Source organism: Cohnella phaseoli, assembly GCF_003386235.1.
Classification (GTDB): Bacteria; Bacillota; Bacilli; order Paenibacillales; family Paenibacillaceae; genus Cohnella; species Cohnella phaseoli.
The window spans coordinates 192,650-217,368 of sequence record NZ_QRDZ01000008.1; the positions used below are offsets into that span (position 1 = coordinate 192,650).

At 53.4% G+C, this 24,719-nt stretch carries 19 protein-coding genes; 4 read left to right on the forward strand and 15 right to left on the reverse strand.

Annotation, left to right across the window (positions count from 1 at the left end):
• Positions 1 to 33: 33 nt before the first annotated feature.
• Positions 34 to 597, forward strand: coding sequence for a GbsR/MarR family transcriptional regulator (locus DFP98_RS12550; protein WP_116060932.1), 564 nt, complete (start codon positions 34 to 36; stop codon positions 595 to 597).
• Positions 598 to 949: 352 nt separating this feature from the next.
• Here DFP98_RS12550 and DFP98_RS12555 read toward each other — a convergent pair whose 3' ends face one another.
• From DFP98_RS12555 to DFP98_RS12595, 9 genes are all read right to left on the reverse strand, one after another.
• Entirely contained in the window at positions 950 to 2,239 is a 1,290-nt protein-coding gene (locus DFP98_RS12555; RefSeq protein WP_116060933.1) for an adenylosuccinate synthase, read from the reverse strand.
• Positions 2,240 to 2,420: 181 nt separating this feature from the next.
• Positions 2,421 to 3,797 carry a replicative DNA helicase gene (dnaB, locus tag DFP98_RS12560; protein WP_371822810.1) on the reverse strand — a complete coding sequence of 459 codons (1,377 nt, stop codon included), beginning with the start codon at positions 3,795 to 3,797 and terminating at the stop codon, positions 2,421 to 2,423.
• A gap of 4 nt (positions 3,798 to 3,801) precedes the next feature.
• On the reverse strand, positions 3,802 to 4,245 hold the full coding sequence (gene rplI / locus DFP98_RS12565; protein ID WP_116060934.1) for a 50S ribosomal protein L9: 444 nt from the start codon (positions 4,243 to 4,245) through the stop codon (positions 3,802 to 3,804).
• The gene (locus DFP98_RS12570) at positions 4,242 to 6,206 is read right to left on the reverse strand and encodes a DHH family phosphoesterase (RefSeq protein WP_116060935.1); all 1,965 of its coding nucleotides are present in this window, start codon (positions 6,204 to 6,206) and stop codon (positions 4,242 to 4,244) included. The genes rplI and DFP98_RS12570 overlap by 4 nt, the downstream gene beginning before the upstream one ends.
• Positions 6,207 to 6,274: 68 nt before the next feature.
• Positions 6,275 to 7,270: a DUF2232 domain-containing protein gene (locus DFP98_RS12575; RefSeq protein WP_116060936.1), complete on the reverse strand. Its 996-nt coding sequence runs from the start codon at positions 7,268 to 7,270 to the stop codon at positions 6,275 to 6,277.
• Positions 7,271 to 7,275: 5 nt separating this feature from the next.
• On the reverse strand, positions 7,276 to 7,578 hold the full coding sequence (locus DFP98_RS12580; RefSeq protein WP_116060937.1) for a MazG-like family protein: 303 nt from the start codon (positions 7,576 to 7,578) through the stop codon (positions 7,276 to 7,278).
• Between the two features lie 164 nt (positions 7,579 to 7,742).
• Positions 7,743 to 9,686, reverse strand: coding sequence for an amidohydrolase family protein (locus tag DFP98_RS12585; protein ID WP_246016508.1), 1,944 nt, complete (start codon positions 9,684 to 9,686; stop codon positions 7,743 to 7,745).
• Between the two features lie 75 nt (positions 9,687 to 9,761).
• Positions 9,762 to 10,199 carry a CBS domain-containing protein gene (locus DFP98_RS12590; RefSeq protein ID WP_116060939.1) on the reverse strand — a complete coding sequence of 146 codons (438 nt, stop codon included), beginning with the start codon at positions 10,197 to 10,199 and terminating at the stop codon, positions 9,762 to 9,764.
• Positions 10,200 to 10,307: 108 nt separating this feature from the next.
• Complete coding sequence (locus DFP98_RS12595; protein WP_116060940.1) at positions 10,308 to 11,336, reverse strand: LCP family protein; 1,029 nt, start codon at positions 11,334 to 11,336, stop codon at positions 10,308 to 10,310.
• A 285-nt stretch (positions 11,337 to 11,621) separates the two neighbouring features.
• On the opposite strand from DFP98_RS12595, the gene DFP98_RS39030 reads away from it, so the two are divergent.
• Together DFP98_RS39030 and DFP98_RS39035 are read left to right on the forward strand one after the other, a co-directional pair.
• The gene (locus tag DFP98_RS39030) at positions 11,622 to 12,548 is read left to right on the forward strand and encodes an ABC transporter ATP-binding protein (RefSeq protein ID WP_425455532.1); all 927 of its coding nucleotides are present in this window, start codon (positions 11,622 to 11,624) and stop codon (positions 12,546 to 12,548) included.
• Positions 12,541 to 13,497: an ABC transporter permease gene (locus DFP98_RS39035; protein ID WP_181917657.1), complete on the forward strand. Its 957-nt coding sequence runs from the start codon at positions 12,541 to 12,543 to the stop codon at positions 13,495 to 13,497. Before DFP98_RS39030 ends, DFP98_RS39035 begins: the two co-directional genes overlap by 8 nt.
• A gap of 83 nt (positions 13,498 to 13,580) precedes the next feature.
• On the opposite strand, the gene DFP98_RS12605 is transcribed toward DFP98_RS39035, so the two are convergent.
• The 5 genes from DFP98_RS12605 to DFP98_RS12625 are packed head-to-tail and all read right to left on the reverse strand — an operon-like array spanning position 13,581 to position 19,498.
• Entirely contained in the window at positions 13,581 to 14,984 is a 1,404-nt protein-coding gene (locus DFP98_RS12605; protein WP_116060941.1) for a sialidase family protein, read from the reverse strand.
• Between the two features lie 13 nt (positions 14,985 to 14,997).
• A complete protein-coding gene (locus tag DFP98_RS12610) occupies positions 14,998 to 15,900 on the reverse strand; it encodes a carbohydrate ABC transporter permease (protein WP_246016509.1) in 903 nt (300 codons plus the stop codon).
• A gap of 11 nt (positions 15,901 to 15,911) precedes the next feature.
• Positions 15,912 to 16,859, reverse strand: a complete 948-nt coding sequence (locus tag DFP98_RS12615; RefSeq protein ID WP_116060943.1) for an ABC transporter permease — start codon at positions 16,857 to 16,859, stop codon at positions 15,912 to 15,914.
• Positions 16,860 to 16,877: 18 nt separating this feature from the next.
• Entirely contained in the window at positions 16,878 to 18,527 is a 1,650-nt protein-coding gene (locus DFP98_RS12620) for a type 2 periplasmic-binding domain-containing protein (RefSeq protein ID WP_116060944.1), read from the reverse strand.
• A 41-nt stretch (positions 18,528 to 18,568) separates the two neighbouring features.
• Entirely contained in the window at positions 18,569 to 19,498 is a 930-nt protein-coding gene (locus DFP98_RS12625) for a dihydrodipicolinate synthase family protein (RefSeq protein ID WP_116060945.1), read from the reverse strand.
• A gap of 218 nt (positions 19,499 to 19,716) precedes the next feature.
• Between DFP98_RS12625 and DFP98_RS12630 the strand changes: the two genes are divergently transcribed.
• Positions 19,717 to 20,469 carry an IclR family transcriptional regulator gene (locus tag DFP98_RS12630; protein WP_116060946.1) on the forward strand — a complete coding sequence of 251 codons (753 nt, stop codon included), beginning with the start codon at positions 19,717 to 19,719 and terminating at the stop codon, positions 20,467 to 20,469.
• 846 nt (positions 20,470 to 21,315) lie between these two features.
• On the opposite strand, the gene DFP98_RS12640 is transcribed toward DFP98_RS12630, so the two are convergent.
• The gene (locus tag DFP98_RS12640) at positions 21,316 to 24,705 is read right to left on the reverse strand and encodes an S-layer homology domain-containing protein (protein ID WP_116060948.1); all 3,390 of its coding nucleotides are present in this window, start codon (positions 24,703 to 24,705) and stop codon (positions 21,316 to 21,318) included.
• Positions 24,706 to 24,719 lie beyond the last annotated feature (14 nt).

Here is a 24,719-nt window from a genome sequence, read left to right on the forward strand (position 1 = left end):
CTCGCGGAGAGTCGGGGGATAGGAGTGTAAGGCATGGCGACTTTCGAAGGACTATCGGAAGAGCAGATTAAGATGATAGAGAAATCGCGCCGACGCGTCGTGGATTCCATCGGCAACAATATGGACTTATATGGGGTGACTACGTCGATCGGCCATTTGTACGGCATGATGTATTTTCACGAGGGCGCCGTTACGCTGGATGAGATGGGCGAAGAGATGGGTCTCAGCAAGACAAGCATAAGCACGGGAATGCGCACCCTTGTCGATCTGAAGATGATCAGCAAGATTTGGGGCAAAGGCTCGAGGAAAGATCTATATGAGGTCGAAGAGGATTGGCATCAGAATTTTGTCGATTACTTCTCGATCAAGTGGCGCAAGTCGATGGAGATGAACATGTCGGCTTTGAACAAATCGATGACGGAGCTGCGCAAGCTGCGCGAGCAAAATCTGGACAATGAGAAGCTGGGACAGCTGATTGAATACGATATGGCGAAAATGGCGCATGCCCTGCAATATTATCGGTGGTTGGATCGTTTTATCGATGTGCTGGAATCTGGAGAGATTTTCGACTTGGTTCCGCGGGAAGAGGAGAGTTGATCAGGCTTACTGCGGTAAGAGCAGCCGCCGTATACGAGAGGAGGAGATTCCCTTTAATCATGGGGGAGCCTCCTCTTTTCACGTTAAATGCCCAGTTTGATCTGTTTTGCCATTAAAGCAGATCTGCGGCTTTAATTTCGGCTGCCGGGCAGATTCGGGATAATTAAGGCGGGTTTTCCGCTTTATACGGTAGAAAAATTGATTTTCCCGAATTTAAACCGGATAATCCGCTCTATTTTCCTCAAAATTGCTGGTTTCGCGAAAATAAGGTGGATTTTCCGCTTTAGCGCATGGTCATCCAAGAGAAAAAACCCCAGATCCTTAATAGGATCTGAGGTTCTCCCCTAACAATTTACTCGCCGTAAATCTTGGCCACCTGGTTCGTCTGCTCGCGGTTGCGGCCAACCGAGAAGATGGCGATCGGAATGCCGGTCAGCTCGGTAATGCGCTCGATGAAGCGCTGAGTCGTCTCCGGCAGATCGCTGATCTGCTTCGCTCCGGAGATATCCTCGTGCCAGCCCGGAAGCTCCTCGTATACCGCCTCGCACTCTTCCAGCAGCTTGAGGTTGGCGGGGTAGTGCTCCATCAACTCTCCACGGAACTTGTAAGCCGTGCAGATTTTGACGGTATCCAGCCCGGTCAGAACGTCCAGCGAGTTCAGGCTGAGTCCGGTGATGCCGCTGACGCGACGAGCGTGACGGACGACAACTGAGTCGAACCAGCCGACGCGGCGCGGACGTCCCGTTACAGTGCCGTATTCGTGTCCTTTGTCGCGAATCCATTGGCCGATCTCGTTATCCAGCTCCGTCGGGAACGGACCGTCTCCGACACGCGTCGTGTATGCTTTGGCTACGCCGATCACTTCCCTGATCTTGGAAGGTCCGACGCCGGAGCCGATGCACACGCCGCCAGCGGAAGGATTCGAGCTGGTCACGTACGGATACGTTCCTTGGTCGATGTCGAGCATGACGCCCTGAGCGCCCTCGAATAGTACCTTCTTACCGGCGTCGATCGCGTCGTTTAAGACGACCGACGTATCGGTGACGTATGGGCGAAGCTTCTCGGCCAACTCTAAGTACTCATTGACGATACTGTCCGCATCAAGAGCTTCTCCGCTGTACATTTGGGTAATGACTTGATTCTTATCCGCAATAATAGCGCGAGCCTTCTCCGCGAAAGCTTCCGGCACCATCAGATCGGCGATGCGAATGCCGTTGCGAGCTGCTTTATCCATATAGCAAGGACCGATGCCTTTGCGCGTCGTGCCGATTTTGTTGGCCGCTTTGCGGTCCTCCTCCAGGGCGTCGAGCACCAGGTGGTAGGGCATGATGACGTGAGCGCGGTCGCTAATCTTCAAATTATCGGTGGAAAATCCGTTGTCTTGGATGTATTGAATTTCTTCAATGAGAGCTCCCGGATTGATAACCATTCCGTTTCCGATCACGCAGAGCTTGTTCTGATTGAATATGCCGGATGGAACCATTGTTAACTTGTACTTCTTGTTATCTATAAGGATAGTATGCCCGGCGTTATTCCCGCCTTGATAACGGGCGACGACGTCGGCCTTCTCGGCCAAATAGTCGGTAATCTTTCCTTTACCCTCGTCTCCCCATTGCGTACCAACGACAACGACTGTTGACAATGCAATCCCTCCATCCGAATGCGTTGCTTGCGCATCGGCATGATAATGCCGCCCGACAATCGCTGAGCGCGATCAGGCAGCATGAATAGTTTATCAACTGCGCCGGGGGAAGTCAACGCAAAAACGAACAATGCCGCACACGTCCATATTAATGTTCGGAATTCGCTCTTAATAAATTCATTTATGCGCTTCCGGCATAGGCTTCTGCATGAGATCGGTCCAAGCTGACGAACTTATTGAAGTTCTTCAGGAATACCAGCTCGACCGTTCCGACCGGACCGTTCCGCTGTTTGGCGATAATGATCTCGATAATGTTTTTCTTTTCGGATTCCTTGTCGTAATAATCGTCTCGATACAAGAACGCGACGATATCGGCATCTTGCTCGATCGAACCCGATTCCCGAAGGTCGGACATCATCGGACGTTTGTCCTGTCGCTGCTCAACGCCCCGGGAGAGCTGAGACAGCGCGATGACCGGAACTTCCAGCTCGCGGGCGATCTGCTTGAGCGTACGGGAAATCTCCGAGACTTCCTGCTGACGGTTCTCTCCGGCTTTGCCGCGGCCCTGAATGAGCTGCAAGTAGTCGATCAGAATCATGCCGAGGCCTTTCTCTTTCTTCAGACGCCGACACTTGGCCCGAATGTCGGATACGGTAATGCCCGGCGTATCGTCGATATAGATCTGCGCCTCCGATAAGGCGCCGATGGCCATCGACAGCTTCTCCCAGTCGTCGCCTTCCAGGTGGCCCGTTCTCATTCGTTGAGCGTCTACGTTGGATTCGGCGCAGATAATCCGCTGCACCAGCTGGGCGGCGGACATCTCGAGACTGAAGATCGCCACCGTCTCCGAAGCTCGAACGGCGACGTTCTGCGCAACGTTCAGCGCGAAGGCCGTTTTCCCTACGGACGGACGGGCGGCGACGATAATCAAGTCGTTCGGTTGAAATCCGGCGGTCATCCGATCAAGATCGACGAAACCAGATGGAATGCCGGTTACGCCCCCCCGGTTGTTAAACAGAAACTCGACGCGCTCGAATACTTCCATTAGCACGTCGCGAATACTGATGAATCCGGTGGAAGAGCGCCGGTTCGAAAGCTCCATAATCCGCGCCTCGGCATCGTTCAGCAGCACGCTTACGTCGTCTTCCGTCGCGTAGCCGTTAGAGACGATCTGCGTCGCCGTACGAATCAGACGCCTAAGAAGCGATTTCTCCTCGACGATCGTTGCATAGTATTCCACATTCGCCGCCGTGGGAACCGCGTTGGCGAGCTTGGTCAAATAAATAATTCCCCCGACCTCTTCCATCTGTCCGAGATCTTGAAGCCGGGAAGCTAATGTGATGAGGTCAATCGGTTCATTGTCGTCGTTCAGAGACACCATGACATCGAAGATGCGCTGATGAGCGACACTGTAGAAATCCTCCGACTTCAGGCGTTCCATGGAGGCGACCAGAGCTTCGGTTTCCAACAAAATTGCGCCGAGCACGGCCTGTTCCGCTTCCAGGTTCTGCGGCGGCACGCGGTCGTACAGCATTTGCTCCTCCATGTTTCCGTTCATCGAATCATTCCTCCACAACTTGTACGCTTAATGTGCCCTTTACGTCCGGATACAGTTTCACAGTGACTTTCGTTACGCCAAGCGCCCGAATCGGCTCTTCAAGTTCGATTTTCCGTTTGTCGACGGATATCTTCTGCTGCTCCAGCGCTTCCGAGATTTGCTTGCTCGTGATGGCGCCGAACAAACGACCGCCCTCTCCCGCCTTCGCCTTAATCACAAGAGTCAACTCGCTTAAGCGCGCAGCCAGCTCCTGAGCTTCCTTCTTCTCGTTGTCCTTCTTCTTCTGCGCCGATGCTACTTGCTGGTTCAACGTCTTCTTGGCGCCTTCGGTAGCGATCTGAACGACGCCCTTCGGCAGCAGGAAGTTGCGCGCATAGCCTTCCGACACCTCTTTGATCTCGCCTTTCTTTCCTTGACCCTTCACGTCCTGTAAGAAAATAACCTTCATTCGAATAACCCCTCTTCCTTTTCAAGTTCTTCTAACACTTGCTTAAGCTTGCCGGCGACTTCCGAAATCGTGCCCTGCATCTGCGCGGCGGCATTGGTGAAATGGCCGCCGCCGCCCAGTCGCTCCATAACGATTTGAACGTTGATCTGTCCCAAAGACCGGGCGCTGATGCCGACGAGCCCGTCCGGCCTCGTCCCGATGACGAAGGAAGCCTTGATCCCCGTCATATTGAGCAGCGTATCCGCCGCTTGCGCGATTAACAGCTGCGGCACTTGCTTGCCGGAATCGGCCGCCGCGATCGCGATGCAGTTGCGGAACGTCTCCGCGTGGCGAATCAGCTCCGCTTTGCGAATGTATTCGTCCAGGTCCTCCTTCAGCATCCGCTGAATGAGCGCCGAATCGGCGCCGTTGCGACGGAGGAAGGAAGCGGCCTCGAACGTGCGCGAGCCCGTGCGGAAAGCGAAGCTCTTCGTGTCGACCGTGATGCCCGCCAGCAGAGCCGTGGCCTCCCGCATGTCGAGTACGACGCGTTCGTGGATATACTGCAGCAGCTCGGTAACCAGCTCGCACGTAGACGAGGCGTAAGGCTCCATGTAGACAAGCACGGCGTCGTCGATAAACTCCTCGCTGCGCCGATGATGGTCGACGATGACGATACGCTCCGTCGCCTGCAGCAGCCGGGGCTCCGCAACCATCGTCGCGCGATGAGTATCCACGACGACGGCAAGCGAGCGTTTGCTGATCAGGTTAAGGGCCTGTTCCGGAGAGACGAACCTCTTCGTCAGCTTCTCGTCTTCCTTCAACATGTCCATCATTCGCTGAATCGAAGGATTGACGCCCTCAAGCACGATGTAGGCTTCTCTGCCGTACAGCTGCGCCGCCTTGAGCACCCCGATCGCCGCGCCGATCGCATCCATATCCGGCTGCTTGTGGCCCATGACGATGATGTTGTCGCTTTCCTTCATCAGATCTCGCAGCGCATGAGCGATGACTCGAGCCCGGACCCTGGTCCGTTTCTCCACCGCATTGCTCTTGCCGCCGTAGAAGCTCTGACGCTGTCCGAACTTGACGACCGCCTGATCGCCGCCTCTTCCGAGAGCGATATCCAAGCTGCCCTGAACGAGATGTCCGAGCTCGTTCACGTCGTCCGACCCGGATGCGAAACCGATGCTCAGCGTCATTGGCAGCTTCTGCTCGATCGTGATCTCTCTCACGTCATCCAGAAGCTCAAACCGGGACTGCTCCAACGCCTTCAAGGTTCCCTGCTTCGTAATGACCATATAGCGATCCGAGGACAGACGGCGCAGCAGCAAGCCGTATTTCAGCGCCCATTCGTTGATCTCGCCGGTTACCTTGGATAGCATAAGCGCTCGCTGCTGTTCATCCATGCCTTGGGCAACCTCTTCGAGATTGTCCATCATGACGATGCCAAGCGCCAGCTTCTCTTCCTCGTACCGCTTCTTCAACGTTGAACGATCGGTGATGTCCACGACGTACAGCACCCGTTCGCTCATTTTCAGCTGAAGCTCGTATACTCGCCCGTTGATCGTAATCTCATTCCCCGGCTCCTTATCCTTGCCCGCCGGCTGCAGCACGGGAAAGCTCGTGTGCAGCGACTCCCCGACGATGGACGATTTTCCGACAACCGTTGAGATAAATCCGTTATGCCATTGTATTTCGTTGTCCTCGTCAAAGATCACGATGCCGATGGGAAGATGGCTGATCACGTCGTTGCCTACGCTCTTGATCCGATAGGACAGCGTAAGCACGTAGTCGTCCAGATCCTTCCGAAAAGCCTTCTCCGCCATGATTCCATATACGGCGACGATCCCGCCCAGCATTAGCCCCAGTAAGCCAAGAAGCCACTGATACCAGGCGAGAACGACGGTCATCATGAATATCAGCACCAGCGCCCAGACAATATGCATGCCATGCCAGCGCTGCACGAGAAACTTGGGCATATCCGCTCCGCTCCCGTCCTAATGTTTATCGGATGAACAGCCCTTGCGGGCCTGCCCATTCGACGAACCTATTTCTCAAAATATTTCCTTATAGGAAACGCCGTGTCCAACAGCCCGATGATAAACGCGTGAGGAATTAACAGCACTGGCACACACAGCAACAGAGAAATCGCCCTCGGCCATTTCTTGAGGTCCGATAGGAAGAAGACGAAACCGATCGTCTGGGCCACGAACGCAAATTCCAAAATCGGAATCAGGTTTATGGAGGCGATCCACCAATAGCCGCTGGATTCCTCCGACATCGCACTGACCGCAATGATCGCGATGGCGAAGTACAGCACAAGGCTCTTCGGAAGCTTCCATGTCTTAGCTTGGGGCAGCGCCGGCGCGTCGAACGACACGCTGCGCAGCGCAAGTCGCGATAATGCATGCGCAATTACGGCTAGAAAGAAGGTCACGAAGAACAGCAGCATAGGAAGGGCCGACATGATCAGGCTGCTACTCGCAGCTGCCACCTCGGCGGCCCATCCCGTCTCGCTCAGATGACCCATCCCCAGGTTCGCCGCTATCATCGATCGGATCAGGTTGCTGAATTCGGTTGCCGACTCCGCGACCCAGCCCGACTCGATCAGACCTGCCGGCTCGAGTTGTTGGAAATATGTTGTTATCATCGAAGTCAATTGAGCCTTGATATCGATATCGAACATCACGGTAAGCAGGACGAGCTCAAGCAACAGCTGACCAAGAATAAGAACAAACGCTGCCGTCACCGCGGCTTTGGCCGACCTTGCCCGCTTGTACAGATGTCCCATTGCGGCTGCCGGAACGAGGAGCAATAACGCTAACGTAATTACCCACGGTTCCAATTCCCCCGACAATAAGAAAACGGCGGCTCCAATCGGAACAAGGTGTAGGACGAACGATTTCAAATCCAACATCGTATATAAAACGACGAAGGGCGTCATGATGAGAAATACGGTAAAAAAACCTAAAGGCGTTGCCAAAGTCAGCAACAGCATTGCGGCCGCTGCACTCCATGCCAGCGACTTCCAGCTTATCTTCAAACGATTCACCTCTTGCGGATATGTTCGGACAGCTCGGACAAATCCTTGTATTGATCCTCCAGCTGGTGTCCTTCCTGTCTCAATCGGGCAAGCTTGTCCGCAATGGCGTTATCCAGATCCCGATAAGGAATGCCGAGTCTTCGGCCCAAAATGTAAGAGCTGGCGATCAGCCCGGCCAGACCATCTATGACCCGTGACGTGCTCCCATCCCACATTCCCTTAAACAAACGGGACATTTGGTCTACGACTTCGGTCTTCAGCCATTCGATCATGCGTGTTCGAGTTGCTACGTCCAGATCTCGTTCCATCGCTATTCCTCCTATGCTCTTCGACTGTACCTGGGTGCATAAGTCCGGAAAGCTGCAAATTCCATTATATCATAACTCCCGCTTCCTCCGGCAAGCAATAGACAGAGAACCCGGGTGCGGCGAACGCAACCGGGTTCTCGATATTTCCGCTATAGCTTGGAACTTTAGGCCTTCGCAAGCTTGTACGTTTGTCCGTCCTTCGTCAATTGCCAGCCATGAGCCTCTAGAGCCGACAGCGGTAAATAATTCCGCTCTCCGACGGACAGCAACTCGGTGCGACTGCCATCCTCCCATGCGAGCTGATGACCCCGCTCCAGAATCAACTCTCCGACGGCAGGCGCGGGCACATCCGCGTTGCCCGAGTCCGTCCCCGACGCGACCGAACCCGAACGACCGGTCTTGTCCCACTGAACGGAATAGCCCTGTTCCTTCAAGGCCTCTACATCCACATAATTGGAGTCGCGATATTCCAGCAACGTCAGCTTGCTCTCGTCCCAGACGAGGGCAGGTCCGCCGCTCTTCACCCGTACGAATTCGCTCTTGATCGGCTGGCCGACGCGGATTTTCTTATTAATTCCATCCTGATCCAGCGCTACCTGGCCGTTAACCAGCACATACTCGATGCCGGCGGATACGATCTCCGGCTTGGCTACCGTCGATTGGTCGCTGATCTTGTCGTAGTCGAACACCACGATGTCGGCGTCCATTCCCTTAGCGATGCGCCCTTTCTTCTTCAAGGCGGGCGCCTGCTTCTCCAGCCGCTGCGCGGGCAGAAGGGACATCTTGGCGATCGCGTCCGACAGCGAGATGACCTGCTGCTCGCGAACGTAAAGGCCGACCGTTCTGGCGAACGTGCCGGACGCGCGCGGATGGTTGTTAAAGCCCGGCTCCAGAATCGCGTCGCTGCCGATCATGACATACGGAGCCTTGAGCGAGTCGATGACGTCCTGCTTCGGAATGGCGTAAGCGACCGCCAGCTTGCCTTCCTTCTGGTACTTGCGGAACGTCTCCTTCGTCAGCCGCTCCTCCGTGCCGGCGATCTGCAGATCCTCATAGGAAATGCGGAAGCGTTCCTGCCAGCCCTCGTCGAACCGTGCCGAATTCAAGTACGTTCCCCAGTAATCGTAAGGATAGATGCAGGAGGTAATATCCAGCCCCTCCGCGATCGCGTCCTCCACCATCTTCAGCGATTGCTGCATCGAGAACGTGCCGCCGGTGCTGTTGATATGATCGATATGTACAGCAGCCCCCGAGGCGCGGGCATAGCCGATCAGTTCGTTAAGCGCGTCGATGTTCGTGCCCGGCTCTTCCATGTCCGAATATCTGGCGTGAAAATAAACCGGAACGTTATACTCATGCGCCAGCTTCATCAACGGCAAGATTTCCTTGTCGTTAACGCCCGGCACGTACTCGAGGCTGAACGAAATACCGAGCACGCCGTTATTCAGCGCGCGCTCCGCTTGGTCTACAAGCTTCTGCGTCTGCTCCGGCTTGGCCGTATCGTAACGGCTCAGCTTGAACTGATTGCGCGCTTGGGTGTAGAAGAACGACGCCCCGAAATGCACGGGAGGCTTGTCCCTCTCATAGTAGGGATACCACTTCTCCGGGCTGGCGGTTCCGCCGTGCATGGCGATGTTCGCCGTTACGCCGTCGGCGATCTTGTTCCAGACCCCGACCGGGTTCGGATCGTAGGACAGATTGTCGATAAAGCCCGGCGCGACGACAAGTCCTGTCGCATCGATGACCCGTTCGCCCTTCAGCTTCTGGTCCGTAACGAGCATGATCCGGCCGTCCTGCACGGCTACGTTCAGACCTTCACGATCCAGCTTCGTCTCGGGATTGATCACGCGCCCGTTCTCGATCACAATATCGTAGGTCTGCTCCAGCTCGGAGGAGGTCGGCGTATCGATCTCTCCCGCAGCTTCTTCTGCCGGCTGAGAAGCGGACGGACTCGCAGAGCCGTTGCCAGACTCCGTCGAAGAGCTTGAGGCGGTTCCGCCTTTTGTGGCGGAAGGGGAAACAGACGGCCCCGCGTCGCTTCCGTCCTTGAGCAGGGCGGAAGCGGCCCAGATGCCGCCTGCGATAAAAAGAGCCAAAACTGAGATCATAATTGGAAAAATCCTGCGATTTCGTGATTTGCGCCGACTGTTCGTCATCGTTCCTCCGCGTTGTCCAATATTTTCCTAGGCTTCCCTTATCAAACTTTTTTCATGCGTCGCGGCAGTCAGCAACTTCTCGGTATAGTCGATAATGTCGCTGCGGCGCACGATGCCGATAAAGTGATTCATATCGTCCACGACCGGGACGAAGTTCTGCGTCTTCGCCAAAGAAATCAGATCCACCATATTCGCGTCGATGCGGACAGGCAAATTGTTCAATCTAAGCGGCACTTCGCCGAGCGGTACGCGATGGAGCTGATCGAAGCTCAAATCCGGATTCGCCTTCAAATACCAGAGCAAATCCCCTTCGGTAACCGTCGCCTTATACTCGCCCTTCTCGCTGATGACGGGGACGGCCGTGTAACGATGACGTTCCATTCGCTCCAGCGTTTGGCGCAATGTCGCCTCTTCGCTGACGCTCACAACCTCTTGCTTAGGCAGTAAAAAAAACGCGATATTCATAATTTCCTCCTTCGCAGTAACGAAAGACCCGCGAATTCCAAGCACGGTATTATCATTATATCACGGCAAGCCGATGCGTCACCATGTCACTTGACGCTTTTTGTCCGATTACAGCGAACGGTCGGGAGAAGCGGAGGCGGACTCCGCATTCTCCTGATCCGGAACGGTCAGTCCGCTTTCCGGCGTACTCGGATCGAGCCACGACGCGATCGTCTCGCGCACCGCGGCCAGATCGTCCTCGTCTCCGACGAAATACCACAGGTTCTGCGATCCCATTCGTTTGCCTTCGCCTTTGAGCGTGTAGCTTTGGATCTCATGGCCGGCTTGCAGAAACTTCTTGGCTAACTCGTTCATGGAAGACGGCGGCAGATCGGTCTGGAAGTTGTCGCCGACAATGTCCAGAACCTCCGGGATTTTGTTCCATTGCTGCAGCGACGAAGCCTTGCTAATCAATTCCTCCAGGAACACGCGGTTGCGCGAAGTGCGAGCCATATCCCCGCCGGCGTCCTCGCGATAGCGGACATAGTTCAACGCCTCGACTCCCGAATAGTTGTCCTTGTTCGCCTTGACCGTAAACTTCTCATGATCGGCGCCTTTATTAACAATATCTTTGCCGATGGGCAGGTGGATGCCGCCAAGCGTATCGACAACCTTCACGAAGCCTTGAAAATTAATGGAAGCGTAGTGGTCGATCTTCGCATCCAGCAACTTCTCGACGCTGTTCACTGCCATTTCCGCTCCGCCGAATGCGTAAGCATGCGTGATTTTATCCTTTGAATCCCTGCCTACAATATCGGCATACGTGTCGCGCGGAATAGAAACCATAAGAACGTTGCCGTCTCCCGGTCGCACGACCGTATAGATCAGCGTATCCGAGCGACCGCGTTCCTTCGCCCTCGCGTCTACGCCCATCAGCAGCATGCTGAACGGCTCCTCGACTACCGGTTTTTCGACGACCGGACGATTGGTTAACGGTTGATACGAATTCGCAAAGCTCGATTCTACTTTATCCGACAAAAAAATATCATACCCGATCGCCGATAAGGCTCCCCGGTTCGCATAGCCGACGCCCGCCAGGACGATCAGCAGCGCGGCCGATACGGCGACAATCTTGTGCCAACGACGCCACTTGCTCATACAACCTCTCTCCTTCTCCTGCTTGTTTGAGTCTATTTGGTCTATATCTCTCTTTGTTCTGCTAGACCCCTAATATACGATGCTCGAATATGAATTGTTACATAGAAACCTTAAACTTTCATGAAATCGATTGAATCATTTCCACGGGTGCCAGCAGTCCCCTCTCTTTCCGGCGAGTGTCGCCCCCGACTAAAGTACGGGCTTCGGACTCATCCGGAGGCCATTTTTCGACTCGGTCACGCCCGGTATACTTCAATTCATGCGCAATACTTTGAGGAGGATTGAATGAGGATGAATGAAGCCGTCCTGCAGCTTCGCAACGTAACGAAAACCATCGGCAGACGGACAATCGTAAACGATCTGTCGTTCGATATTCCCGCCGGTGAAGTGTTCGGGTTTCTCGGACCGAACGGCGCGGGCAAAACGACGACAATCCGCATGATTGTCGGCCTGATCTCGATGACGAAAGGCGAAATTACCGTTAAAGGCGTGTCCGTTCGCAAGCAGTTCGAGCAAGCCATGACTCATATCGGAGCAATCGTTGAAAATCCGGAAATGTACAAATTTCTGACCGGTTACCAGAATCTCGTGCACTTCGCGCGGCGCCACTCCGGCGTCACCAAGCAGCGGATCGACGAAGTCGTTCAGTTGCTCGGCCTGCAAAATCGCATCCACGAGAAAGTAAAGCGTTATTCCTTGGGCATGCGTCAACGTCTTGGCGTGGCTCAAGCCATTCTACACAAGCCGTCCGTGCTCATTCTCGACGAGCCGACGAACGGTCTCGATCCGGCAGGCATTCGCGAGCTTCGCGATTACTTGCGCAAGCTGAGCCAGGAGGAAGGACTATCCGTTATCGTCTCCTCTCATCTGCTGTCGGAGATGGAGCTGATGTGCGACCGGGTGGCGATCATTCAAGGCGGCAAGCTGATTGATGTCCGCTCCCTGCAAGAGGCGAAGAACTCGGTTCAGACCAAGATTGTCATCGAATCAAGCGACATCGAATCCGCCCACCGGCTGCTGTCCGGAGCGTTTAATCACCAAGGCGTCGAACTTATCGGAGATCGGATCGAGATTACGGCCGACCGCAGCCTCATCCCGGATGTGGCGCGGCTGCTGGTGAAAGCCGGCTTGGACGTCTACGGCATTCATGCCGCTCAGCGTTCGCTGGAGGATCAGTTCATAGAGATTACCGGAGGTGAGATGGTTGTCTAGTCTGGGGAATTTGATACGGAACGAAAATATGAAAATTTACCGCCGTCCCCGTACCTGGTTGATGATCGGCTTCCTTGTGCTCGCGATAGGGCTGATGAGCGGATTGATGAAATGGGACGATAGCCGCAGCAGCCCGGACAACTGGCAGCAGAGTCTGACTCAGCAGAACGTTCAGTACCAGAAACAGTTGGCTGAGGACAAAAATATGGACTCCGATTACAAGGAGTTTATAACGGACAAATTCAAGATCAATGAATATTATCTGGCCCACGACATGAATCCCTATGCTCTGTCTCTCTGGGATTATGTCAACAGCTCGGCCTCCCTCATCCTACTGATCACAATTCTAACTGTCATCGTTGCGGCCGACATGATCGCCGCCGAGTTTACATGGGGGACGATCAAGCTGCTCCTTGTGGGCCCGGCGTCGCGCTCGAAGATTATGCTGGGCAAGTACATCTCTACGATGATGTTCGCCCTGTTGCTGCTCATTCTTGCATTTGTGGTTGCGTTCGCGGCCGGAGCCGCGCTGCAAGGCTTTGACGGGCTGGCCCATCCGCATCTGTCCGTCGGCGCGGACGGTCTCGTGCACGAAAACTCCATGATCGTCAACGCCCTGCAAAAATACGGCTACGCCGTCGTCTCGCTGCTGATGTATGTCACGCTTGCCTTTATGATCTCCTCGGCATTCCGCAGCTCATCGATGGCGATCGCCTTCTCGCTGCTGTTCATGCTCGTCGGCAATACCGTGACGATGCTGCTGAGCCGTTATGAGTGGTCGAAATACTTGCTGTTCGCCAATACCGAGCTCTCTCAGTATTTGCCCGGCAATTCTCCGATTCGACCGGAGATGACGCTCGGCTTCTCGATCACGATGCTCGCCGCCTATTACGTCGTCTTCCAGATCGTCGCGTGGACGCTGTTCACTAAGCGCGATGTGGCGGCATAAACCTGACAAAACCCGTCGGCACGTTAATGTCCGACGGGTTTGCTTATTCCTGCCGCTCGAATCCTCCAAGGATCGGGCGCTTTCTACTCTTCGACCGCGTATTGCCTGAACCGTTCGATCCGATGGAAGGTCGAATAATTGGCGTCATGCATGTTTTTCGCCTGGTTGATCGCGGTGCGGCACAAGTAAAGCAGATCTTCGCCGTCAATCAGCATGCTGACATATTGAAAACCGACATCGTCCGGGTTTTCATGACGGTAGTCCAGCATACGCTTGACCAAGCGGAAGCTCTGCAAATCCTTGGAGACCGAGAGCGACAGCACATTTCTCTGATGGGGCGTCCGCTCGTCCACCACTTCGTTGGCGATCGCCCAGTAGAGGCCGGAAGGCTCGTCGTACAGCAGCTCGAACTTGCAGTTGCTGCCTCCGTTGAAGTCGGCGAAACCATGAAACTGAAGCGATTCTTCTGGCCGGTCCTTGTTGCCCTTCAGCACGAGCGCTTTGCCGTAGCCTTTCATTGTGTAGCGCAGTACGTTGTAGATGTCCCCGTCGGGTCCTACAACGGCGTTGCCCTCCAGCCCGCCGCCGACGGCAGCTCCGGGAGCCGCATTCTCCCATGCCGGATCGTAAGGGAGAAATCCTGTACACTGCCAGTTGCCCGCATCCATCAGATCGGCATCGGCGTCAATCGACAGCAGGGCGTTGCTGTGCCCTCCGCTCGACCACGACCCGTAATCGATCCCCGTGTACAACCGATTGTCCAACTCGACTACCTGCATCGGCGCCTTGTGCGGTCCTCTGCCCATCCAGCTCCCCGCACCGGTCATGATTGTGACGGGCGAGCTCCAGGTCAGTCCTTCATCGGCCGTTCGGCCGATCAGCAGGTCGCCGTACTCGGTTGAATTGGCAAGCATGTACAGCTCGCCGCGATGTACGAACAGCTTGCCCCAGAAGCAGGGCATCAGTTCAGTCACATACCGCCAGCTTTGGCCTCCGTCGTCGGAGCGAAATATCAGCGTCAGATTTTGCGGCGCCTTGCCCGCAAAGACGTCCATCGAAGCCAGCAGAGCGCCTGACGGCAGCTTGACAAGCGACGGACTGCACAGGCTTCGGCCGGAGAAAGCATAGATTTCGTCCTCCGGGTGCAAATAGTTGACAACCGTTCCGACCGGCTTGCCGGTCCGTGCCAGACGGACCTCGCTTGCGCCCGCCCCGCTTGCGCGGGCTACAAAAAATTCGTAGTCGCACTCCGACTCCAGCGCCTCGATGATATAGACTGAACCATCCAGCTCTTTCACCTCGAAAGGATCGTTCGTACGGAATTTGCGCCAGTGCAGCAGATGGGTGCCGCTATCCCCCGCATCGAACCATTCGAGCTCGATCGTCTTCTCATCCGGCGCTATCCGGCAAATATACGGCAGGTTACGTTTATCATATTGATCATAGGGCCGATAGGGCCGATAGCTCCAACCGGAATAACCTTTCATAGAAGAACCCTCCTCATCCTTTGACGGATCCAATCATAACGCCTTTGACAAAATATTTCTGCACGAACGGATAGACGCACATGATCGGCAATGTCGAGACAATGATAACCGCATAGCGCATCGCTTCGACCAGATAAATCTGCGCGGCCGCGTCTCCGCCCATATCCGCGCTATCCGAGGCCATGCTCATCGCAGACTGGCTGACGATCAAATCGCGCAGCACCATCTGCAGCGGCATCAACTGCTGATCCCGCAAGTAGATCATCGCGTTGAACCACGAATTCCACTGGCTTACGGCAGCGAACAGCACCAGCACGGCAATGAGCGCCTTCGACACCGGCAGCGCGATGCGGAAGAAAAACGAAAAGTGAGAGCAGCCATCCATACTCGCTGCCTCGAACAGCTCGTCCGGAATTGTCGACTTGATGAACGTCCGGCTGATAATAATGTTAGTTACGTTGACGGCCCCCAATAGAACGATGACGAGCGGATTTCCGTAAAGACCGATTTCCTTCATCAGCAAATAGGTGGGGATGAGTCCTCCGTTAAAAAACATCGTGAACAGCAAAAATGCGGTAACGAGCGTCTTGCCCGGGAACGGCTTGCGGGACAAGGCATATCCCGCGAGCAGGCTCGTCATGACCGACAATGCCGTGAACAGCGTCGTATAGATCAGCGTGTTCCGATATCCCGTCCAGATCGGCGCATAATTCAGCACTTCGATATACCCTTTAATATCAAGGCTGCGAGGCCAGAACAGCACCTTGCCGCTTGCCACCAGCTTCGGATCGCTGAACGAGGCGATGATTACAAAATATAGCGGATATGCAACCGCGAGCAAAAGCAGCGTCAAAATCGTGTAATTGACCGCATCGTATAGCCGGTCCCCTCTGTTCGCTCTGATAGACTGCCGCATCGTCGTCCCCCCTACCATAGCGATTCCTGGCCCAGTCTCTTGCTGATCTGGTTGACGACCAGAATCATAATGAAGTTAATGCCGGAGTTGAACAGGCCGATCGCTGCGGAAAGACTATACTGTCCTTCCTTGATGCCGATTTTGTATACGTAGGTGTTAATAATTTCGCTGGTGCTGATGTTGAACGAATTCTGCATCAGAAACGCCTTCTCGAAGCCCACATTCATAATCGTACCCGACTCCAGAATAAGCAGGATAACGATCGTCGGCAGAATCGAAGGCAGATCGATCCGCATAACGCGCTGAAACTTGCTGGCCCCGTCGATGATCGCCGCTTCGTGCATCGACTGATCGACGGCGGACAGCGCCCCGAGATAGATGATGCTGCTCCAGCCCAGCCCCTGCCAGACTCCGCTCCAGACATACAAATGCGGGAAACTGGAGGCGTTCATCAGCACCCCGAGATTGCCCTCGTGCACTCCCAGCATATCCAGCAGATTGCGTACGATGCCCATGGACGGCGAAAAGAAAATGTTCACCATGCCGACTACGACGACGATTGAAATGAAATGCGGCGCGTACGTGATCGTCTGCACGAGCTTCTTCATGCGTTGATTCGTCGTGCTGTTGAGTGCGAGCGCTAACAGTACGGGCAGCGGAAAACCGGCTATCAGCACGTAGAAGCTGATCAACAGCGTATTTTTCAGAACGACCTCAAACATCGGCATGGAGAAGAAACGATCGAAGTGTTTCAGTCCGACCCATGGGCTATCTATAATTCCGAGATGCGGTTTGAAATCCTTGAAAGCGATTGTGATGCCGTACATCGGCAAATAATTGAATGCGATCACCAGCGCGATGGCCGGCAGCAGGAAGAGATACAGCTGGCGATTGTCCCACACTCTCAAGCGCAGCGGCTTGAGCGCTCCCCGTTCTCGCGCGGTTCCGGCAAGTTTCACCCGATCAAGCTCCTTCCTCTATTTCGCGATAACATCGTACGCTTTCTGCCGAAGCTCTACGAATTGTTCGAGTCCGAGTTTATTCATCTGCTTCACGTAAGCGTCCCATCCGGCGTCAATGTCTTGCCTGCCCGTAATGAAGTCGGCGAATACCGTCTTGCGATAGTTGGTCAGGTCCGTTCTGTATTGGTTCGTCAAGCTCACATCGTCTGCTCCTAGAGCGCCCTCGACGTAGACCATGTCGTTGGGCAGGACAGCGTCCTTATACACATGCTCATAAGCCCAAGCCCGGGTATTTTTCACGTCGTAGGACAGCTCCTTCCACTTGTCGGCATAGAACGACTGATCCTTCAACGCGACGAAGGAATTGTGCAATCCGAGCTTGCCGCTGTTCTCCGCCATCTTGTCCGGAGCTTCCTCCCAGAATAGCTGATACGCCTTGCCTTCGGCGTCGTAATCCCATAATGTGCCCTTTACTCCCCGGCTGACCGTCAGCTCCAGCTCGAGATCGGTCGCAATTGCTTCCAATAGACGGACGGTTGCCGCCGGATATTTGTTTTTCTTCGTAATGACGGCCGTATTGGCCGGCCCTGCAACATAAGCCTGACTGCGAATGAACGGCTTCTGGCCGTTGCCGCTGTCGATCGGTCCCATGGCCGTCCCCAGCTCGGGCTGCCGGTTCGCGTACGAATGGTACGAGCCGACGAGCGGTGGCAGCGAGCTGATCTTGGACACATACGTATTCCCGTCATCCGTGAATACTTCAGGCGGAATCAGACCGGACTGATACAGATCGCGCAAATATTTGAGCGGCTCCTTGATCATAGGATTGGTCGACTGATCCTTCACGACGCCGTTATCGACGTAGAGATAGTCGGCGCTGGTAACATAGACGCCGAAGCTGCCGTAAATGTCGAACTGCCCTCCGACATAACCGTCGAACTGGAAGTAGTAAGGAATGACATCGCTAGGAATGGTGCCCTTGCCGGCGTTGTCCTTGATCGCCTGCAATACATTTTTGAATTCTTCAGTCGTCTTTGGAATTTCTAGATTCAGTTCTTTTAACCACGATTCCATAATGATCCATTGATCGCGCAAATTCCGATCGAACGGCGCGAAATCGATGTACGGCACGCCGTACAATTTGCCATCCGCAGCCAGCGAGCCGTTATAAACCAGCTTATTTTCCTTCATAAAGCTGCTCCATGTCGGAGCGTATTGCTCCAGCAGCGGTTCGATCTCTACGAACTGTCCTCCCTCGGCCGCGGAGGTCAGTTGATTGGCGTTCATCCCAACGCCGAGAATCAGATCGGGAAAATCGTTGCTGGCAAACATCAGATCGACTTTCTCCGCATCCTTGAGCACTTCGACTTCAAGATCGATATTCGTTTTCTCGGCCACGTACTTCCAGATTTCCGTTGTATCCATGTTAGGCCGCAGCGCGCTGTAGGAGACGACGGCCTTAAGCTTGATCGGCTCCTTCGTAATCGGATACCCGGTCAAATTCGTCATGCCGCCGTCCGCCATACCGTCAGACGTCTCCTGCGATGCGCTGGCACCGGAGCTGCCGGTTGCTTCTTCTTTTTGGCTCGAGCAGCCTGCCAGCAAGGCGATGATTAGCGCAATGCACAATCCGATCACCATTGCACGACTTTTGGAATTTTTCATATTCGTTTAGACCTCCCATTTTTAATGTATCGAGTTTCCTTTCAGCCGCGCGTGGCGGCGGACAGCGCTTCGCGGGCCATCCCGGCCAGACCGTTAAGCTGAATCACTTCGAGCTGCTTGGACTCGGTGAACAACTCTCCGTTCAGCACCCTGCTTTCAATCTCCATTGGGACTCCTTGCAGCGACAGGCTGAATTTGGCATTCACCGGATAATACTGATATTCCGCCATTGAGCAAACTCCGAGCAGCTGCTGCAGCCGTTCGGCTCTTTCCGGTTCGGTACGGTAATGACGATACAGCCATACATACAAGTCGGGATGAAAATTCGCCATGACACCGCTGTACCCGTCCGCCCCCAGCCGAAGGCTCTCAAGCAGCGTCGCGCTGTTGGCGTTGAACAGCTTGATGCCTGAGCCTTCGATCATGCGCAGCTTGACGGCGATCTGTTCCAGATTGCAGCAGGTATCCTTGATAAACCCGAAGCGTCCGGATTGCAGACAGGCGCTCAGCACCTTGGGCGTCAGCAGCCGCTTATACGGATACGGGCACTCGTACATCCCGAGCGGGACGTCCGGAAATCGCGATAAGAACGCTTCCATTCTGTCGATCAGCGCTTCGTCCGGCTCATCCGGTTCGGCAAAACGGTTAGGCAGCACCACGTATGCGGTTACCCCGGAATTCATGATCGCCTCCGCCTCGCGCACTTGATCCTCCAGCCGACTCGTCGTATGACCGGACACGATCACTTGCATGCCCTCCGGCACGTTCGAAACAATGAACTTCGTCAGTTCCCGCTTCTCTTCCAGACTGAGATGAAACATCTCGCTGGACTGGCAGACGGCAAATATGCCGTCAACTCCGCACTTGCTGTAATACTCGATCAGCTTTTCCACGGCATAGTAGTCAATTTCGTTGCCTTTCGTGAAGGGAGTTGCCATTGTAGGCCAGATGCCGCTGCTGATGTTCTGCATGTCGACCGCCTTTCTTTTGTTCTATTATTTAGAACAATATTCTAAATATAATTAATTCATGGTCATTCTAGCACGAGAAAGCTGCATATGTAAACGCTATTATTGAGGTTTTTACGGATTTATTTGCTAAAACTAAGCACGTTGTTCTATAATTAAGAACACAAGTTTATGGTAATGATCAAATTGGAAAAAATGGGTGAGGGGAAGGAAGAGCAGGGATGACGGAGGAAGCCAAGGTCAAAACGTTGAAAAAATCGCTGGATATTTTAGAATGCTTCACCATAGCGGTGCCGGAGCTGGGAATCTCCGAAATCAGCGAAAGACTCGGACTGTATAAAAGCAACGTGCACAATATCATTTCAACTTACGAGCAGCGCGGTTATATCGAGCGGAACCCGGAGACCGGAAAGTATCGACTGGGAACGAAAATATTAGAGCTCTCCTATATTATCAATGCTAATCTGGGGCTGCATAACGCGATTCATCCGCCAATGAGCGCGCTGTCGGGGGAAATCAATGAAGTGGTCTATTTCGCGGTTCCGAAAGGTCCCCGCGTCATGTATCTGGAAGGGGTGTATCCGGTCAACTCCTTCAACGCGCGTTCAATGGTCGGCGAAACGGCGGAAATGTACTGTACGTCTATCGGCAAGGCAATTCTTGCCTACCTGCCGCCGGATCAAGCCATCAAAGCCATCAGCGAGCAGAGTATGATCAAGCATACGGCTAATACGATCACGGAAAGAGGGGCGCTGCTGGACGAGCTGGAAGCGATCCGGAAACGGGGCTATAGCATCGACAATATGGAGCATGAGTTCGGCATCAAATGTGTTGGCGTACCGGTATTCCGCAGAGGCGGCTCCCTGCTGGGCGCCATGAGCGTATCGGGGCCTTCCCCGCGCCTGGAGGAGAAGATCGAAGAGTATGCCGCGAAGCTCCATGCCTATAGCCAGAAAATCAGTTTGCGGACATAACGCGATCGGGCATCGACGGAATAACAAAAGCTCTGGCCTTATGCTTATGCGGTCAGAGCTTTTTATACTGCGCGTTTTATGTGGTAAGAGCAATGAAAACGGGTTTCTAAAGGAGGCATGCTATAGGACTTGAATATCGGTGCTTGAATTTCTTGATCCATTTGAATAATTGATGGTACGATAGGGCTGACCTTCCAGGTTAGTTCTATCGGCTTTTTTGAAAAATTGCTGTAGATCATATTACGGGGGTGTAGATGTGTTGGTTAGTGAAAATGATTTCTCTAATTTTAGGCCCATATTCATCCTATTTATTGTTATATTAATTGTCTCTTTAATAGTCATTCTCTTTCAAAAGAATCATTATAAAATCATTAATGGATACACAGTAATCATAACATTAATAATCACATATATTGTATCTGCCATTTTGTTATATCAGACAGGCATTCTTGCTGATGAATTGGGAATGGGCGGAGACGCTCTTTCCACGATTATGTTTTTTGTAATAATCCTTTTAGGTTTCGTTAATTATCTTGTTTACCTTTTCAAGAATAGAAAATAATTAGGCCAAGTAGTACAACAAGAGATACAGCCTGATAGTATGCGAGAAATGAGATTTTCCATTGCATTGAAGCCGATCAAGCGGATATTGTGATTAGGAAAGCAAGTCCTCTGCTATGCGTTATCCGGGTGGATCATCCGATCCTTCGGGCACAAATACATCATGGTTTGCGCAACGTTCACGAATGACCAAAAATCAAGAAAAAGAGCAGGTTATCGAAAAGATAGCCCGCTCTTTTTGTACGAGATCCGATAGATGAAACTGCTACTGCTCTTCCGAAAATATTATGGAATTATAGTAGCAGTTAAACTGACATTAGCAAGCGATACGGCTCCGTTGCCGGAGTAGATGAACTGCACGAACATCCACTTATACGCGGGCACGGAAAATGTCTGTTCAAACTTCTGCCAGCCTGAACCGACCGGAGGGTTCACCGCCACAGAAAGGGAGCTTCCGGCCTCATCGTAATTATCGCTATACAAGACCGCGGAACCGCCTTCCGATTTTGCCCACCAGGTTAAGGTGTACTCGCCGCTCTCGACGGGTAACCACATGTTGATATTAAAGCCGTCCGTGCCGGAAAACTCCAGCGCCTTTCCTTTTTGAGCGTCGTTTTTGATCTCAAGCCCATCGCCCAAAGCTTTGCCGGACCAGCCGTTCAAACCGTCGAGGAAATTCCCGTTCGGGATCAGGTTTCCGGGTATAATGGCAGCCTCGCCATCCTTAACCAAATCAATGTCTGCAATCGCGATCGTTCCGTTGCCGGGATAAATAAACTGCAAGAACAGATATCCATCTGCCGTGACTTGGAACGTCTTTTCGAATTTCTGCCAGCCCGCTCCTGCAGCCGGGGTCACACCCACAGCAAAGTTGCCTTGGCTGCTCCAGCCGTCTGCGGTATCGTAATTTTCGCTAAATAAAGTCGCGATGCCGCCATCCGATTTTGCCCACAAGGTCAAGGTGTATACCTCGCCGCTCTTAACGGGAATACGAGGTTCCGCGAAGATGCTGAAATTTTCTGTACCCGAGAATTCCAACGCTTTGCCATGTGCGGCATCGCTATGGATCGCAAGTCCGTTGCCTAATCCTTTGCCGTTGCCTACACCCCAGCCGGCCAATCCGAGAAGGAAGTTTCCGTTCGGGATCAACTTGCCAAGCGTAATCTCGCCATCCTTAACAAAGCGGATGTCCGCAAGGGCGATCTCTCCGTTGCCGGGGTAAATAAACTGCACGAATTGATACCCGTCAGCGGCTGCATGGAAGGTCTTCTCGAACTTCTGCCAGCCCGCTCCCGCTGCAGGCTCTACACCCATAGCAAAATTGCCTTGATCGTTCCACCCGCTGCCGGAATCGTAATTTGCGCTAAACAGCGTCACGGTGCCGCCCTCGGATTTTGCCCACCACGTTAACGTATATACATCGCCGCTCTTGACGGGGATTCGAGGCGACGTGTACATATTGAAGCCCTCCGCACCCGAAAACTCCAGCGCTTTTCCGCGTTCGGCATCGTCTTCAAGAGTAAGTCCGTATCCCAGCCCCTTGCCGCCGCTTACCGTCCAACCGCTTAGACCGAGGCCAAAGTTGCCGTTCGGCATACGATTTTTCGGCAGCGATTCATCGGCGTAAGTAAAGACTACAGTATAGGTTTCACCGGCCATCGCCTTGAAATTGACCTCGTCGACCGTCAGACCGAATAGCTTGATGTTTTCAAGCGTATAGCCCGTTGCATCCGTTGGCGCGAGCACCACATCGGTTCCCGCCGGCACCGTATACGTACCTGCTGCCACGCCGCCGGTATAGGTAAACGTCGGATATCCGCCTAACGGTTTATTGAGCCAACTTTCTATGATTTTGATAGTCGCCGGCGATTCGGTTTTCGGCGTATTCTCGCTGACAAATATTCGATCTATGTTCGCGCCGATTGTCTCGTTCGGAATGTAGAACACATAGCTTCCGTCATTGGCCTTCTGCTGATCTGTCTGCACCGAGATTTCATAATCCCAATATTCCGCAAGTCCTTGGTCGCCATCAAAATCCCAAGCCGCAAATAAGTTACCCGTGTTAGGAGGATTTACGGCTTCAAATACCGCCTTGATCGTCACGTTCTGGGCAGGCATTACGAATGTGTCTCCGCTGATTGAGACGGTTCCCGCGACAACTTGCCACTCTTTGAATTGATAGCCCGAGTTCGGCGTTGCGGTCAGCGCAACTGTCGTTCCTGCCGACGCTGCGGTCGGGCTTCCGCTCGCTGTGCCGTTGCCGTCGTTTTGTACCGTTATCGCATAATTCGTCTGATTGTTGCCACCTGGGTTGCTTCCGCTCTGATTACCGCCCGGATTTCCCCCACCCTGGCTGTTACTGCTTTGGCTGTTACCTCCCTGATTGTAATTGACATCGATCACTACGCCGTCGGAATTGATATTCGCCGTAATGATACTCCCGCTTCCCGAAACATGTACAGGAACGCTAAAATTGGCTGTCGTTACGGTGCTCCCGGTATTAAGCATGATTTTTGCGCGTGCCGCCAAAACGGTCAGAGCATTTAATAAGTTAACTTTGCCCTCGACAATCAAGGTTGCCTGCGCTTTAATCTCTATTCCGTTCACCGTACCTCTTATCGTCACAACGGCACTTTCCGGAGTACCTGCCGCCACTGAAATATTCGGGTTCACCGCGTTCTGAACATCGATGATCCCGCCCGACAGCGTGATGATCCCCGCTACGGAATGACTTCCTGTCCCGTCGAATACGAGTCTTGTGTTGTATTCCGAATTCAAAACAACATACCCCAGATTGCAGTTCGTCATCCCTACAGAGTTCTTGCCCCCGCCGTAGATGTACGTTATTCCTTTTACAGTGACGTTATTAAGCGTTACGTTTCCGTCCGCAACGTCTTTGGCGATTATCAGATCGCCGTTGACGACAACGCCGTCTAGCGTCACGCCTTTTTTCGCTACCGTCACATCCATGTAATTTTGAATTTTTACGCCATCTCCAAGATTAGATGTAACCGTGACGGACGACAATTCAGCCGCATTATTCCGATCCGCCATTAATCGCTTCTCGGACCTCAGCATAACGGCATAAGCTTCCGCCCTTGTGATGTTGTTTTTAGGCTGGAATTTCCCGTCCGGATAGCCTAGCAGCACGTTTGCTTTAGCCAGCGCACCGACGAAATCGACAGACCAGCCGGCTATATTTTTGACGTCGACAAAGGTGCCGGCATATTCTTTTCCCTGAGGAAGCTTCAAAATTTTCCCGATAACCGTAGAAAGCTCCTGTCTGGAGATCGGATCGTTCGGATGAACATTCGATCCGTCGCCGATCATATACCCTTCCGCTCTCGCGATCTGCAAATCCTTGTAATACCAAGCGGAGGAATCCGCATCCTTATAATCGATCGCCGCCGTACGGGTATATCCGTACATTTTGTTGATCGCTGCCGCGACTTCTGCGCGGGTGATCGGAATTTGAGGGTTAACATTGCCATTGGCATCGTCCGGACTTATGATACCTCGTTCGAGAAGAACCGCTATTGTCTCTTTAGCCCAACTGTTCTCGTAGTCTACTCTTGTCGTATCCGAAGCCAAGGCCGGGGTCCTAATTGCAAACGCCGATAAAATGACGCATAGAGAAAGAATGATCGATAGGATTCTCTTAATTTTACTCTGCATGCTCCACCCCTCCT

What these genes read in the sequence shown, in the direction of transcription:
- DFP98_RS12630 (WP_116060946.1), top strand. Translation starts at nt 19,717, where the DNA reads ATGACGGAGGAAGCCAAGGTCAAAACGTTGAAAAAATCGCTGGATATT.
- DFP98_RS12570 (WP_116060935.1), bottom strand. Translation starts at nt 6,206, where the DNA reads ATGCCCAAGTTTCTCGTGCAGCGCTGGCATGGCATGCATATTGTCTGG.
- DFP98_RS12580 (WP_116060937.1), bottom strand. Translation starts at nt 7,578, where the DNA reads ATGGAACGAGATCTGGACGTAGCAACTCGAACACGCATGATCGAATGG.
- DFP98_RS39030 (WP_425455532.1), top strand. Translation starts at nt 11,622, where the DNA reads ATGAGGATGAATGAAGCCGTCCTGCAGCTTCGCAACGTAACGAAAACC.
- DFP98_RS12585 (WP_246016508.1), bottom strand. Translation starts at nt 9,686, where the DNA reads ATGATCTCAGTTTTGGCTCTTTTTATCGCAGGCGGCATCTGGGCCGCT.
- rplI (WP_116060934.1), bottom strand. Translation starts at nt 4,245, where the DNA reads ATGAAGGTTATTTTCTTACAGGACGTGAAGGGTCAAGGAAAGAAAGGC.
- DFP98_RS12595 (WP_116060940.1), bottom strand. Translation starts at nt 11,336, where the DNA reads ATGAGCAAGTGGCGTCGTTGGCACAAGATTGTCGCCGTATCGGCCGCG.
- DFP98_RS12640 (WP_116060948.1), bottom strand. Translation starts at nt 24,705, where the DNA reads ATGCAGAGTAAAATTAAGAGAATCCTATCGATCATTCTTTCTCTATGC.
- DFP98_RS12605 (WP_116060941.1), bottom strand. Translation starts at nt 14,984, where the DNA reads ATGAAAGGTTATTCCGGTTGGAGCTATCGGCCCTATCGGCCCTATGAT.
- DFP98_RS12625 (WP_116060945.1), bottom strand. Translation starts at nt 19,498, where the DNA reads ATGCAGAACATCAGCAGCGGCATCTGGCCTACAATGGCAACTCCCTTC.
- DFP98_RS12610 (WP_246016509.1), bottom strand. Translation starts at nt 15,900, where the DNA reads ATGCGGCAGTCTATCAGAGCGAACAGAGGGGACCGGCTATACGATGCG.
- DFP98_RS12550 (WP_116060932.1), top strand. Translation starts at nt 34, where the DNA reads ATGGCGACTTTCGAAGGACTATCGGAAGAGCAGATTAAGATGATAGAG.
- DFP98_RS12620 (WP_116060944.1), bottom strand. Translation starts at nt 18,527, where the DNA reads ATGAAAAATTCCAAAAGTCGTGCAATGGTGATCGGATTGTGCATTGCG.
- DFP98_RS12590 (WP_116060939.1), bottom strand. Translation starts at nt 10,199, where the DNA reads ATGAATATCGCGTTTTTTTTACTGCCTAAGCAAGAGGTTGTGAGCGTC.
- dnaB (WP_371822810.1), bottom strand. Translation starts at nt 3,797, where the DNA reads ATGAACGGAAACATGGAGGAGCAAATGCTGTACGACCGCGTGCCGCCG.